Here is a 14,691-nt window from a genome sequence, read left to right on the forward strand (position 1 = left end):
GGCTTGATCCATGAGTCTGCGAGGCCATCAGTACAGGTCTCCTCCCTCGGTGCGGGGGTGGTGTTGCCATCCCCTGGGCGGGTTGCTGTGCACTCGCGATGCATGGTCTGCGGTGGAGCATGGATGCCCTTCAATCGCCCCTCCGCGCCCAATATCAAGCCGTTCATGATACTGAAACAGCCCTGTCTTGTCAATCCGGGGAAGGGCTCTGCTGCGGAGATACGCGCCCTGTTTCAGGTGGTTACAGGGGGGGCGTGGGGCACGCGCCTCAAGTCATATGATATAAAGTATACCACGACCGACGCTGCAAGACCCGGTTTTTCATCCCCGCGACACCGTGACCAGGGGAAACGGCGGCGCCCCGTCTCAGGCGCCGCCGTCGGCCTTTATCGCAGGCAACCTGTTGAAACCCCGGCAAAACAGGTTACGTCACCGGCCCATGCCTCAGTTGGCCAGCTTCTTCAGACCGTCCACATGGAGCATGTCGGCCAGAAAAGGCGCTGTGTACCCTTTTCCGGAGGCAGCCACCTGTTCGGGGGTGCCCGCCACCACCACGCGGCCGCCACCTTCGCCGCCGTCGGGCCCCATGTCCACGATCCAGTCGGCGCTCTTGATCACATCAAGGTTGTGTTCGATGACCAGCACAGTGTTGCCCCCTTCGGTGAGGCGCTGCAGCACCTCAAGGAGCTTGCGCACGTCCTCGAAATGAAGGCCGGTGGTGGGCTCATCCAGGATGTAAAGGGTCCGGCCGGTGCTTCGCTTGGAGAGCTCCCGGGCCAGCTTGATGCGCTGGGCCTCACCACCGGAAAGGGTGGTGGCGGCCTGCCCCAGCTTGATGTAACCGAGCCCCACGTCCAGCAGGGTGTCCAGGATGGCCGTGATCTTGGGATGGTTCTCAAAGAGATCCCGGGCCTGTCGCACGGAAAGGTCCAGAACATCACTGATGGAATGGCCGTTGTACTTGATCTCCAGGGTGGCTTCGTTGAACCGCTTGCCCTTGCAGCTCTCGCAGGGGACGTAGACGTCGGCCAGAAAGTGCATCTCCACCTTGAGGAAGCCGTCCCCGCAACAGGTCTCACAGCGCCCACCCTTGACGTTGAAGGAGTAGCGCCCCTTTTTGTACCCCCGGGCCTGGGACTCGGGGAGCATGGCAAACAGGTCCCGGATGTGGTCGAACACCTTGGTGTAGGTGGCCGGGTTGCTTCGCGGGGTGCGGCCGATGGGCCGCTGGTCGATGTTGATCACCTTGTCCAGATGCTCCAGCCCCTCGATCTTTTTGTGACGCCCCACCTGCATGGTGCCCCCGTTGAGACGGCGGGAGAGGGCCGGGTAGAGGATCTGATTGATCAGGGTGGATTTTCCGGCACCGGATACCCCGGTCACCGCCACAAAGAGCCCCAGGGGAACGGCCACGTCATCTCCCTTGAGGTTGTTCTCCACGGCCCCCTTCACCACCACCCTGGGATGGCCCTTCTTCTTCACCGGGCGCCTCGTCTCCGGCACCTCGATGGCGCGCCTGCCCGACAGGTAATCCCCGGTGAGGGAGTGGGGCTGGTCCATGAGGGAGTCCGGGGTGCCCTCGGCCACCACCTGCCCGCCGAGATGGCCGGCGCCGGGGCCCATGTCCACCACCCAGTCCGCGCACTCGATGGTCTCCTGGTCGTGCTCCACCACAATAAGACTGTTGCCGATGTCACGCAGGTGGCAGAGGGTCTTCAAGAGCTTGACGTTGTCCCGCTGATGCAGGCCGATGGAGGGCTCGTCCAGGATGTAGAGAACCCCGGTGAGCTCAGACCCCACCTGGGAAGCAAGGCGGATCCGCTGAGACTCGCCGCCGGACAGGGTGGGCCCGCTGCGGTCCAGGGTGAGGTAATCAAGGCCCACGTTCACCAGAAAGCCCAGGCGGTCCCCGATCTCTTTCACCAGCTCTTCGGCGATAACCCGGCGATTGCCCGACAGGTCCAGGTCCCGGATAAAGCCATGGGCCTGGGTGATGGTCATGGCCGTGACGTCGATGATGGAGACCCCGTCGATGAGGATGTTCAGCACCTCGGGCTTCAGGCGCCTGCCTTCGCAGCTCCGGCACCGCTTGGAGCTCATGAAGGAGGCGTACCACTTCTTGCGGCGCTCGGAGTGGCTCTGGTGGTAGCGACGCATCATCTCATGGACCAGCCCCTCGAAGGAGGTGGTCACCTCCCCCTTTACGGACTTGGAGTTCCAGTCCACCACCAGGGTCTTGCCGTTGGAGCCGAAGAGGATGATCTCCTTCATCCAGAGGTCCATCTGCTCCCAGGGGGTGTCGAAGTCGATGCCCCACTGCTCCTCCATGGCCAGAAGCTGACTTACGCCCCAGCCCCCGGCCCCCAGGTCTTCCTGCTTCAGAAAATAGTTCTTCCAGGGTACCACCGCGCCCTGGCGGATGGTCAGGGAAGGGTCGGGCACGATCTTCTCCTCGTCCATGACGAGGTGGGTGCCGATGCCGTTGCACTCCGGGCACATGCCCAGGGGGGAGTTGAAAGAGAAGAGGGAGGGTTCGGGCTCAGGATAGGCGATGCCGCAGCAGGACCGCGCCTCGCTCATGCGGATGTCCTCCCGGCCCACCACGTGGAGGATGATCTCCCCGCTGCCGCTCTTCAGGGCCGTCTCCACCGAGTCCGTAAGACGCTTGCGGAACTCCTCGCCCTTCTTGATGGCCAGGCGGTCCACAACCACCTCGATGTTGTGTTTTTTATTCTTGGCCAGGCCCTGGACGTCTTCCAGCTCATGGACCACCCCGTCGATGCGCACCCGGCCAAAACCATCATTGCGCAACTGCTCAAAGAGGTCCTTGTGCTCCCCTTTGCGGTTCTCCACCAAGGGGGCCAGGATCAGGATTTTCGTGGCAGGGGGAAGCTCCAGAATCTGCTTCACCATGGACTCGGCATCGCCTCTGCCCACTTTTTTTCCGCACTTGATGCAGTGCTGCTCCCCCACACGGGCAAAGAGCACGCGCAGGTAGTCGTAAATCTCCGTGATGGTCCCCACCGTGGAGCGCGGGTTCTTGCTCGCCGCCTTCTGCTCGATGGAGATGGTGGGAGAAAGGCCCCTTATGGTCTCGTACTTGGGCTTTTCCATCTGGCCGATGAACTGGCGGGCATACGCAGAGAGTGACTCCACATACCGACGCTGCCCCTCGGCATAAATCGTATCGAATGCCAGGCTCGATTTGCCCGAGCCCGACACCCCGGTCACCACCACCAGCTTCTTCTTGGGGATGGCTATGTCTATATTCTTGAGGTTGTGCTCCCGGGCACCCTTCACAAGCACCGCGTCCAGCTCCACACCTTTGGTATCCATTGTCTCGTCCATCGTCCGTCACCACCTTCAACTGTAAAACAGCAAAAACCCAAAAAGCCTCCGACGGGCAGGGGATGATCCCCTGCACCCCAGAAGGCGAATGCTCCCGGCCTTCGTTCCTCAGGCCGCTCACATTCGCTGACGGGCTGCGCCCGTGGCAGAGAAAGCCTTGGGCCTGGCTTTTCGCTGGTGTTTTCAAACCAAAAACAAAGGGGTCTCACAATGCGCAACGCATCGTGAAACCCCTACAATGTGGTACCTGAACCGGCTGTTGTCAAGACGATTGACCCAGGAAACGGCTGCTGCTTTTTTCGTTCATTGCCGACCCCTTGCACTTCAAGGGTCGAGGCCCATCCATCACACCAGCCAGAAATAATCCTGCCGAAAACCGTAATGGGGCCCGCACAGAGGAGATACCATCACGACTCCTCCCCATAACCACTCAGCTCTTCACGGATCACCTCACGAAGCCGTGCCTCCGTCAACGGGACATCGGCAAGGGCCAACGCCCGCCTCAGGGCATCGTTGATCAAGGTCTGGTACCCCTGGCCCGACGACTCAGCCTTTGCCCTGAAGGCATCAATCACATCATTGTCAAGATAGATGGTGATCCGGGTCTTGCCGGGTTGCCGAACCACGGCCCCCCTCTTCCCCTTTGTAAAATCATATTCCTTTTCCATAACTTTTCCTCTCGCGCTTTGTCGCTTTTCGAGCCGAAATAATGCGTATGCACTCTCCGCGATACACATACACGACAACCACCAGGAAACCTGTCATCGACATGCCAAGCGTGACATGCCGTTTTTCTCCGGCATGGACCTGCTCTTCCAAAGTCAGGGCAAGGGCATCCCACAGCGCTGCCTCAGCATCAGAAAACCGAACACCGTGCTTGATCATATTCAGCGCAGCTTTATCAGGGTCCCATATGATTTCCATGGGTTAAATTATACATATGTCGTATGCATAAACCAATAGCTGGACGTATTTTATTGATGAACACGCCGCGATGATGAACCTCTTGCGATAGCTCCTGAATCAATGCGGCAACAAAAAAATGGATGGGGAAAAGATATAAAAAAGCGTGACGATTCAGCAAGCCTTCGGCAGCGACGCCGGAGGCAGTGCGGTTAAATCGATAAGGAACAAGCGACGACAACGTATCCTGTTACGTCGAAGCTTGTGGACCAACCCGAACAAACCATCAGCGTTTATGTCGGGCGAAGCCCGAGTCGAAGGCCCTTGCGCTTTGGCCCGAGGAACGAGGGACAAAGCGCAAGGGCAATCAGCTTTCGAGGTGGCTCACCTCGCCGCCGGAGGCAAGGCTTTTTCGCCCTTAGAAATATTTCACCTCAGGGTGGAAGCAGACGATGGCGGCAGTGGAGCTGGTGGGGTAGAAGCCCCCGGCGTCGGTGAGGACGGCGCCCAGGCTTTCGCCTCCCAGCAGGTCGAAGATCTGGCGGTTGGCTTCGATGTTCACACCTGGGTAGCCGGGGCTGAAGCGCTTGCCGTTCCCGTTGGAAAATCCTGCCATCTTCTTGACCCGCTCATTGAGCAGGGCGGCGAAGTCTTCGGCCACGCGGTCGGCCACGCCCTGGAGGAGATGGGCGGAGGCGGATTCGTTGGCTTCCTGAAAGGCGTTCACCTGGGAGGCTGAGGCCTTTCCGGCTGTTGCCATCTGGAAACCCACCACGTCTGTGACGCCGTCTCCCACAGGGCGGAAATAGCGGGCCAGGCTCACCTTTTTGCCGTCCACGGCCATGGGGGGCATGGGAATGCGGCAGAGCTCCACGTCATGGGCGTCGGGATCGTAGACGATGAGGTCGTCGCCCTCGCTGTTGCAGGGGTAGAGGGCCACGCGCCCCTTGGGCACCACCCAGCCGTTCTCACCGGCATTCTTGATCCAGGCATCGATCTCGGCATCGGCGGCCTCGTCGGTGAGCCCCCGCTCCAGGCGCTTGCTGCGGCTCCCTTCCCGCCAGTTCAGGGCCAGCAGGGATTTTCGGTTGAGGGGAATGTCCTCCACCCTGGGCGAAAAGGTGATGGTGCCGTGGCAGATGGAGTCGCTGAGCCCTTCAAAGGAGATCCCCAGGGCGGGCAGCTCTTCGGGTGCTGCCTTGGGCTTTCCGCCCAGGGCGGCTTTGAGGGCCTCGCCGTTGGCCTCGATAAAGGCGTCGCGATCATCGGAGCAGAGGTGCTCCATGACGTTGACGCAGGTCATGGAGGAGTCGCAGTAGAAGACGTCTTTCCTCATGGCCTCGGGGTTCTCGTCCCCTGCCATGGCCACGGAGGCCGCGTGCTTCATGTTCACGGGAGCGCCCCCGATGAGAATGGGAAGATCCAGCCCGGCTTCTTTGGCCATGGCCGCCACGGTGATCATGTGGCCTGCGGTCTGGACCAGAAGGGAGCTCATGCCGATGGCGTCTGCCTTCTCCCGCTTGGCGGTCTCGATGAAATCCGCCAGGGGCACCTGGACCCCCAGGTCGATGACCCGGTAGCCGTAGTTTTCCAGCAAGGTGCGGGTAAGATCCTTGCCGATGCTGTGAACATCCTGGAACACGGTGCCCAGCACCAGGGTTCCTTTATAAGAGACCGCGCCCCCTTCGGAGGTGCCCAGCACCGCTTCGATGTACGTCATCACCTGCTTCATGACGTCGGCGGACTTGAGCAGGTGGGGCAGGGAGACCTCGCCCCGGGCAAAGCGGGCCCCCAGCTCCTCCATGGCCGCCATGAGGTGGCCGGAGATGAAGTCGATGGGCTCGATGGTCTTCAGGGCCTCGGCGGCCTGAACCACCACGGCGTCCTTGTAGGCAAACTCGGCACCGCGAACCTCCAGGGTGCCGGGCCGGGCTTCGCGAACCCCGTCCTTGATGCGCTCACACACCGCCTCGTCTGCGGGCAGGTCGTCGTAGTTCTTCTTCTTCACCTTGCGCAGGCCGCTCTTGGCTTCGGCCACCTCTTCCAACTCGGCATAGGCGTCCATGTCCCGCTTGAGGATGATGGCAAGGGCCAGGTCGTAGTCCTTTTTGTCGATGCTCTCCACGGGCACATAATGGTTGGGGTTGACAATGGCCGCGTCCAGGCCGAGCTTTTTGCCTTCGTCCAGGAAGACGGAGGTCAGCACCATGCGCATGTAGGGTTTCTTGGCCAGGCCGTTGGTGAGGTTGCTCACCCCGATGGTGGTCTTGAGACCGGGTGCCAGGGCCTTGATCTTCGGGATAGAGTTGAGGGACTCCATGGCGAAGTTGAGCCCCTCTTCGGATTCGGAGCCGATGGGAAAGGCGTTGATGTCCACAAAGAGCTGGCGGGGGGCGATGCCGTAGGTGCCGCACACATCGGCCATGGCCTTGGCGATGCGCACCTTTTCGTCCGCCTTCTGGGCCGGGCCGGTGTCGTCGGCGCAGAGGCCGATGTACAGGGGCGAGTGAAAGGCCGTGGTTTTCAAAATCTGTTCGGCTTTGCTGATGCCGCCCTCCACGCTCTCCATGGAGATGGAGTTGATCAGGGGACGTCCCGGGTAGGCCTTCACCCCTTCTGCCAGGGCCTCGGGGTCAAAGGAGTCGATGCTCATGACGCCGCGGAAATCGCCGGTCATGGCCTGGATCACCTCGGGCAGCACCTCGGCGGTGTCCACCACGTTGGAGTCCATGCAGACGTCGAGGACCGAGGTGCCCAGGTCTTCGATCTGCTCCCGCACCACCTCGGCCAGGGCGTCCACGTCCATGGGGCCTTCGCTCTCCACGGCGTCCCGTACCTTTTTGGAGCCGCGCACGTTGAGCCGCTCGCCGATACGGAGGAACTCCCCCTCTTCGATGGCCACGCTCTCCTGGGGCCCGGAGAGGCGCAGGAGGCCGTCGGGCTGCCGCCGGGCAGGGGCCACGCCCTTAAGGCGATCGGAGATCGCCCGGATATGGTCCGGGCTGGTGCCGCAGCACCCCCCCACCATGTTCACCCCGTACCGGGTGACAAATTTTTCCAGCTGATCGGCAAAGAGGTCCGGCCCCAGCTTATAAACGGTGCGGCCGAACTCGGACTCGGGCATGCCCGCGTTGGGAAGCACGGAGATGGGAATGTCCTGGGTCTCGGACAGCTTCTTGATGGTGGGTTCCATCAGGTCCGGACCGATGGAGCAGTTGATGCCGAACACATCCACACCGCAGGCCGCAAGGGTGGTGGAGGCCGCCACGATCTCCGTGTTGAAGATCTGCATGCGGGAGAATTCGTTCACCGTCACCTGTGCCATGAGGGGCAGGCGAACGCCTTTTTCGTCCATGGCCTTTTTGGCTCCGGCCACGGCCGCTTTCAGCTCCAGGATATCCTGCTGGGTCTCCAAAAGGAGGATGTCCACCCCGCCGTCGATGAGGGCCGTGACCTGGTGAAAAAAGTTCTCCTCGATGAGCTCCCAGGTGCCCCGCTTGAGGTCGGCGTCCGTGGGAGAGAGCACGTAGTTGGACGGCCCGATGGACCCCACCACGTACAGGGGACGGCCGTCGTAATCGGCATCGGCCTTGTGGGCATCCACAGCCCGACGGGCCACGGCCGCGGCCGCAAGGCTCATCTCCCGGGCCATCTCATGGGAGGAGAGGGAAGCCAGGTCCACGCCCTCGGGCACGCCGCGAAACGCCGTGGTGTCAAGGTCCGTGAAATCGTACTCCTCAAGGCGCAGGGCGCTGGCACCAAAGGTGTTGGTCTCAATGGCATGGGCCCCGGCCCGCAGATACTGCAGATGGATGTCCATCAAATCATCGGGCCGGGAAAAACTGAGCAGGTCGCTCAGCATCACATACGACTCCCCCCCGAAATCCGCAGGGGTGAGCCCCAGCTGCTGAATCATGGTCCCCATGGCGCCGTCCAGGAACACCACGTTGTCCTTCACATACCGCAAAAATTCTTCGTGCTTCGTCATCGTCAATCACACCTTCGTATGTAAATCGTATCCATAAAATCTGTAAAACCGAAAAGCGTTTGCCTCCGGCGGCCCTGCCGGGGGCCAAACTTTTAAAAAGTTTGACAAACAGGTTTTAAGCGTCATTTCAATCTATTCGAGTGCCATCGTGTACCGGCTTTTCTCAGATTCCCAAATCCGTCAGCACATGCTCCGTCCCTGAGGAACGAAGGGACGGAGCATGTGCGATCCTGGGGTCCAGGGGATTTATCCCCTGGCCGCCGGAGGCAAGCTTTTCCTGCCACTCATTCCCACACGGCACAGGCTTGAACGGCCCGGAAGCGTTCGCTGCGTGAGGGAGGGAGGGTCTCCAGGGAGGTGATCCGAAAGCCTGCATCTTCCATCATGGACTCCAGGTCGGTGGCGGCGAACCCCAGGTGGAGGTGGCCCAGCTTATCCGTGACCCAGGCCTCGTCATGGGGCAGAAGCTCCATGAGGATCAGGCGTCCCCCGGCCTTGAGGAGCCGTGCCGCCACCTGAAGGCCCACCATGGGGTCGGGCAGGTGGTGGAGGGTCTGGGAGAGGACAGCCACGTCGCAGCAGCTGTCCGGCAGGTCCAGGGTCGTCATGTCCCCTTCCACGAACCGCACGTTGGTGAGCCCGACGCGCTCGGCGTGGGCCCGTGCCGCAGACAGAGCCGAACCACTGATATCCACGCCCACCACTTCGTCGCAGGCCCGGGCCAGTTCAGCGGTGAGGATCCCGCCGCCGCACCCCAGGTCCACGGCACGTTCCATGGTAGGCAAAAGGGTCATGATCATGCGGGACCAGGCGTGCCAGGACTCGCCGGGAGCCAGAAGCCGCTCGTGGAGTCCGGGGGTGTCGCCCTCCCGGGCTTCCAGCACGTCGGCCAGGCGCACCAGGTCGTGGCGGCTGTCCTCGGTGCTGCGGACCCGGTCCATGAGCAGAGCCCAGAGGGGTCGCCCCTCTTCCGGCACCTCGCCCTCTTCCGAGAGACGATAGAAGGTTTTCAGCCCTTCCCGGCGCTCCCGCACCAGCCCGGCTTTCTTGAGGGTCCCCACCTGCTTGGAGACCCCGGACTGGGCCAGCCCGAGGATGGTGGTCAGCTCGGTGACGTTCAAGGGGGTCTCGGACAGGAGCCGCAGCACGCGAAGCCGGGTTTCATCGGCCACGATCCGCAACAGGGAAGCCATCTCTTTCATCCGTTTGCTCCGTTGTCAGTTAATATCACCACATTCGAATACAGTGATAAACCCTTATCTGTCAATGATTTTTCTTGGGATTGGAGGACGGGCTGTGGTACCCAATGACCAGTGAGGAAAAAGGAAAAGAACGCACACCCACCAGCACAAACCCAGGGGAGGCCACCATGGTTGTGGGCGTACTGAAATTGCAGTTTCAGCTGTTCGGGGTCACGAGCCTCAAGGAGAAACGAAAGGTGGTGAAGGGTATCGTCGGCCGCATCCGAAGCCAGTTTGATGCTGCTGCCGCAGAAACGGGCCTGAACGACCTCCACCAGAGCGCCGAGGTGGGCGTCACCATCGTGGGCAACGACGCCCGCCTCATCAACTCCCGTCTGGACAAGATCGTGGACGCGGTGGAGGCCTGGGGGCTGGCCGTTCTTTCAGGTTCGGAGATGGAGATTATTCATGTCTGAAACAGCCATTCCGTATGCCTTCTATTGTTAAAGTCGGAAGCAAACACAAGCCTCCGGCGGCGAGGTGAGCCACCTCGAAAGCTGATTGCCATTGCGCTTTACCCTTCGTTCCTCAGGGCAAAGCGCAATGGCCTTCGGCCCGGGCTGCGCCCGACATAAACGCTAATGATTTGTACGGGCTGGCTCACAAGCTTCGAAGTCACAGGATACGTTGTCGCTACTTGCCCATTGCCGATTTAACCGCACTGCCTCCAGCGGATCGCTTTTTGAAAAAAGCTTCCGTCTCCGCCTTCCGATACGCCGTGACAAGCCGTAAAAACGTTCCGGTTATATGCTGGCGCCCCCGAAAGCAGAGGCAACAGCACGTTGAGTCATGACGCCTAAGCATTTAATTCAAACACGTAGACACCCCGGCTCTGAAACAGCAACCGGGTCCTGGTCTTCAGAAACCGGTCAAACCCCTCGGCTTCCCCGGGCCGTCCATCTTCCGTGAGGTGTGGCCAGACAATGGACATGTTGATCACGAGGTGAGTGATCCCCTTTGCCTTCAAATAACCAACCATCTCATCGGCAGACCGAAGTGCCGTCCCCCGGTTCAGGAGCCCCCGCAAATGCCCCCCGCTGTCCGGCACATAGGGGATATCGCAGTAGTAGCCACGCTTTCCCAGGTAGACAAAATAGAGCAGGTCCGTCGGGGCCAGGGCCTTGTTGACGAACCGAAAGGCATCATGTTCCACGCGATACCGGGCCACATAGCTGTCCCGGTCCACCTCCCCCGCCAGATAGGGCAGGGGATTGACGTAGCGGTACAGGTAGGCGGCGTAGGCTCCGTTCACAAAGAGGCCGTAGGCCACAAACAGGGCCAGGCAGGCCAGCCCCACCCGTCGCACCCTGGGCCGTGTCGCCTGCCCCAGGGTATCCATCGACAGTTTCAGCCCGTACACGGCCAGCAGCACCAGGTGGGGCACCACAGGCACCAGGTACCGCACCCGCACCGCCGTCAGGCAGATGGCCAGGCCAATATAGATCCAGGAGATAAACAGGAGGCAACCCACATCGCTACGCCAGGCATCGGGCATGCGTCGCCAGAAAAGAATCAGGGGGACAAAAAGAAAGAGAAGGGGCGAAAACCGCCCGTCAAAGAGCCGAGAGTTGCCATCCTGTCCCTGAAAAAAAAGCCTCACGGGCAGCAGGGCCAGGTCCAGGGAGGATTCGTCATAGATCAGCCGCCGCACCTGAAGCGGGTGCATGCGCCCAGGCCCCTTTTCCTTCGGCGAGGCAGAGGCCTTCACAGCCGCCACCGGGGCCTTTGGCGGAGGCTCAAACAGAGCCTTCCTCACCTTCTGCACCGTGCCGTTGTAAAGAGGGTAGATAGGGTTGCCCGTCCACACCGTGTTGCGAATCCCCGTGGGCCCGTAGGCCAGCAGGGCCGCCACCACAAACAGGGCGGCAAGCCCGATGGCCCTGATATCCCGATGTGCCTCTTTGGGCACGGTTCGGCTCACCATCAGGGGTACCAGGGCAGACAGGATCATGAGCACCAGCAGCCCGTTGTACTTCACCCCCAGCCCAAGGCCGCAGAGCACCCCGGCCCAGGCCACGCCCTTCCATCCGGAGAAGCCGTTTTCACGGCACCGAAAAAGAGCCAGGGTCGCCGCCAGGGAGAAAAAAGCCAGCCCCAGGTCCACGTACACCGTTGTGGAGAGCTTCATGATGACAGGCGTGGTCAAAAACAAAAAAGCCCCGGCCAGCCCCCAGGGACCGCCCAGGGCCTTGCGCAGGTACCGGTACAAGAGCACGGCCGTGCCCAGGCCAAAGGCAAAATGGATAAACTTGGGCAGGGTGTCGCTGCCCAGGGCCAGGCTTGCCCAGTAAAGCACATCCAGGTTCATGGGATAGTACGCCCACTCCATGGTGGGGATCTCCACCATACCCCCGGCTTTAAGATAGAGTTTGGGCACCGCCAGGTGATGCACCAGGGCGTCCCGGCTCACTGGGGGCACCAGGCACAACAGCGCGATAAACCCCACCACACAAGCCAACCCCGCCCACAACCCTCTGCTCAGTACCCGACTCCTCTGCAAATTGCATCTCCCTTCATGTTTACAACCCCTTCTAATGGTCAAACTCACCGGAAAAAGCATGCCTCCGGCGGCGAGGTGGAGCCACCTCGAAAGCATATTGCCCTTGCGCTTTGTCCCTCGTTCCTCGGGCCATAGCGCAAGGGCCTTCGGCTCGGGCTTCGCCAGACATAAACGCTGATGGTTTATGCCAGCTGCTTTACAAGCTTCGAAGTCACAGAATACGCATCCATCATTTTGCTTCTTAGCAGGTTTCACCGCACTGCCACCAGTGGCAAGGTGGGGCACCTTTTAACCCTATGGCGAATGCATGAAGGTCGCTGTTATACGTATGCTCACAGGGCATTCGCGTGATGTGTGACATGGGGCAACGGCTTATGCTGGAGAGGCCCATTTCATTCTTCTGGAAACACGACAAAGGACATTTGAAGTTCGTTTGACTTTAACCGTATTGCCTCCGGCAGGGTCGCCGGAGGCTTTTTTGAACTACCTAGTGGCACGCAAAAATAGGCTCATTCGATGGCCTGGTCATCCGGCCCCGTGGTTTCGATCAACTCGATGCGGTACCACCGCTCCCCGATCTTGATGGGGGAGTGCTTCTCGATCTCCTCCACGGAGCCCCAAGGGTCTGCCAGCTTTGCCTGGTATGCCTCATGCTGGTACGCAACATAGGCAGCCCCGCCCATCAGAACAGCCCCTGAAAAGATCACCAGGGCAATGAGCTTCAGCATCTTCCGGGGCGGGTCACACACAACAGCCACCACCCCGCCGAAAAAAAGAATCAGTCCGACGGCGGTCAGGAACATCACCATGGTCTGTCCTCCCTATATGACAAACGCCAAAAGAGCGGGTATCGTGTTTCCCGAAACATGAAATGGGCCTCTTCTGTAGAGACGTTGTGGAACGTCATCCTTCACGCGAATGCCCCTAAGGACAGCCTGCCATAGGGTTTCAAGGTGCCCCCACCTTGCCGCCGGAGACTGCCATGTTAAAGATGCCTCCGGCGGCCCTACCGGGGGCCAAACTTTTGAAAAGTTGGATAAACAGGTTTTGCTCAATTTCACAGAAGCTTTCGCAACCTGGGGTCCAGGGGATCATCATCTAGCCGCCGGAGGCAGACTTTTCCTGGCCACTTTAACCATCAGAAGGCAGTAGGGTTAAATCGATAATGGACAAGCAACGACATCGTATCCTGTTACTTCGAAGCTTGTGATCCAGTGCGCACAAACCATCAGCGTTTATGTCGGGCGTAGCCCGAGCCGAAGGCCATTGCGCTTTGCGCTGAGGAACGAAGGGCAAAGCGCAATGGCAATCAGCTTTCGAGGTGTTTTCGCTATTGTGGCTTTGCCACCCTCGCCGCCGGAGGCTTGCTTTTTCCACTCGCTTTAACCATAGAAGACTTCCATATTCACGTTCACATCTGAATCTTACCCTTTAAGCTTCAGCCCTTTGGATTCCAGCTTCACCAGCTCATAGTCCCGGGAGCCCAGGCCGAGCTCTTCGGCGTGGGCCAGTTGGAGGGGCCAGTCCACGTGGGGGTGGAGGCCCTTGAACTTGTCGTCGCCGGGGGCGGTGTTGGTTTTCAGGCAGGAGCCCGGGTTGGCGGCCTGGGCGTTGACAAGGTCCACGCAGGCCTGGTCGATGGCCACGGGGTCTGTGGAGGCGAGGATGCCGATATTGGGAACAATGGGCACGTCGCTGTGGCCGATGCAGTCGCACAAAGGCGACACATCGGTGATGAAGCTGACAAAAAGGGTTTTTCCCTCTTTGCCTATCAGGGCGGCCTTGGCGTACTCCATCATGATTTCGAGGAAGGAGGGCACCGACTGGTTCCACTGGATCTGCACGGCACCCGTGGGGCAGACGATGATGCAGTCTCCGCAGCCGATGCAGGTCTCGGGGTCGATGATCGCTTTTTTCTTGCCGTCGATCTCTTCCAGGGCAATGGCTTCAACCGGGCAGTGGCTGGCGCACATGCCGCAGCCGATGCACTTCTTCCGCTTCACTTTGGGGCTCACCGTGGAGTGCTGGGCCAGCTTCCCGCGCCGGGAGGCACACCCCATGCCCAGGTTCTTCAGCGCGCCACCAAACCCGGAGAGTTCATGCCCTTTAAAATGGGAGAGCACCACCAGGGCGTCGGCGTGGTGAATATCCGCTCCCACATAGGCGGTCTCCACGTGCTTGCCGTTTACAACCACCTCTTCGTCGCTGTGGCCCCTGAGCCCGTCGGCGATAATCACCGGCGCTCCCACCACGGAGTAGGCGAACCCGTTCTCCACGGCGGTGTTCAGGTGGGACGGGGTGTCGCTCCGGGTGCCTGCATAGAGGGTGTTGGTGTCGGTGAGAAAGGGGGAGGCCCCGGTCTCCTTGATCTTGTCGATGATTTTTCGCACGAACACGGGGTTGATAAAGGCGGTGTTGCCCTTTTCGCCGAAGTGAATCTTTACCGCGGTGAGCTCGCGGTCGGCGCACACGGTGTCAAGGCCTGCAGTCTCGACCAGGCGACCGATCTTCTCGGGAAGACTTTCCTGGAAGGTGGCGCGCAGGTCAATGTGATAGACGGTGGAAGCCATGGGATCTCCTTTTTCGTTGCATCATCGGATAAGAACCTGTAGGTCGGGGATGGCTAAACCATCACTATGCCACATGCCATACACCGCTTCAAGTAAGAGAACGGGATGTTTCAACACGGGATACGGCCTGCCCGGCCGCAC

General features: G+C 60.4%; 9 protein-coding genes. 1 reads left to right on the forward strand and 8 read right to left on the reverse strand.

The window, feature by feature from the left end; all coding sequences use genetic code 11:
- Positions 1-444 precede the first annotated feature (444 nt).
- From uvrA to MSL71_RS06005, 5 genes are all read right to left on the reverse strand, one after another.
- The gene (uvrA, locus tag MSL71_RS05985; RefSeq protein WP_180137802.1) at positions 445-3,336 is read right to left on the reverse strand and encodes an excinuclease ABC subunit UvrA; all 2,892 of its coding nucleotides are present in this window, start codon (positions 3,334-3,336) and stop codon (positions 445-447) included.
- Positions 3,337-3,755: 419 nt separating this feature from the next.
- Positions 3,756-4,016, reverse strand: a complete 261-nt coding sequence (locus MSL71_RS05990; RefSeq protein ID WP_180137804.1) for a BrnA antitoxin family protein — start codon at positions 4,014-4,016, stop codon at positions 3,756-3,758.
- The gene (locus tag MSL71_RS05995; protein ID WP_180137807.1) at positions 4,000-4,272 is read right to left on the reverse strand and encodes a BrnT family toxin; all 273 of its coding nucleotides are present in this window, start codon (positions 4,270-4,272) and stop codon (positions 4,000-4,002) included. Before MSL71_RS05995 ends, MSL71_RS05990 begins: the two co-directional genes overlap by 17 nt.
- Before the next feature lie 397 nt (positions 4,273-4,669).
- Positions 4,670-8,239 (reverse strand): homocysteine S-methyltransferase family protein, encoded by a 3,570-nt coding sequence (locus MSL71_RS06000; RefSeq protein WP_180137809.1) that lies wholly within the window; start codon positions 8,237-8,239, stop codon positions 4,670-4,672.
- A gap of 284 nt (positions 8,240-8,523) precedes the next feature.
- Positions 8,524-9,441 (reverse strand): metalloregulator ArsR/SmtB family transcription factor, encoded by a 918-nt coding sequence (locus tag MSL71_RS06005; RefSeq protein ID WP_180137810.1) that lies wholly within the window; start codon positions 9,439-9,441, stop codon positions 8,524-8,526.
- A 167-nt stretch (positions 9,442-9,608) separates the two neighbouring features.
- Here MSL71_RS06005 and MSL71_RS06010 point away from each other — a divergent pair, with 167 nt between their 5' ends.
- Positions 9,609-9,896, forward strand: coding sequence for a DUF503 domain-containing protein (locus tag MSL71_RS06010; protein ID WP_180137812.1), 288 nt, complete (start codon positions 9,609-9,611; stop codon positions 9,894-9,896).
- A 380-nt stretch (positions 9,897-10,276) separates the two neighbouring features.
- Here the strand turns inward: MSL71_RS06010 and MSL71_RS06015 are convergent, their stop codons facing one another.
- From MSL71_RS06015 to MSL71_RS06025, 3 genes are all read right to left on the reverse strand, one after another.
- Complete coding sequence (locus tag MSL71_RS06015) at positions 10,277-11,929, reverse strand: ArnT family glycosyltransferase (protein ID WP_180137814.1); 1,653 nt, start codon at positions 11,927-11,929, stop codon at positions 10,277-10,279.
- 560 nt (positions 11,930-12,489) lie between these two features.
- A complete protein-coding gene (locus tag MSL71_RS06020; protein ID WP_180137816.1) occupies positions 12,490-12,789 on the reverse strand; it encodes a hypothetical protein in 300 nt (99 codons plus the stop codon).
- A 615-nt stretch (positions 12,790-13,404) separates the two neighbouring features.
- Positions 13,405-14,550, reverse strand: a complete 1,146-nt coding sequence (locus tag MSL71_RS06025) for a DUF362 domain-containing protein (protein ID WP_180137818.1) — start codon at positions 14,548-14,550, stop codon at positions 13,405-13,407.
- Positions 14,551-14,691 lie beyond the last annotated feature (141 nt).

This window comes from Desulfoluna butyratoxydans, from assembly GCF_900699765.1.
GTDB lineage: Bacteria > Desulfobacterota > Desulfobacteria > Desulfobacterales > Desulfolunaceae > Desulfoluna > Desulfoluna butyratoxydans.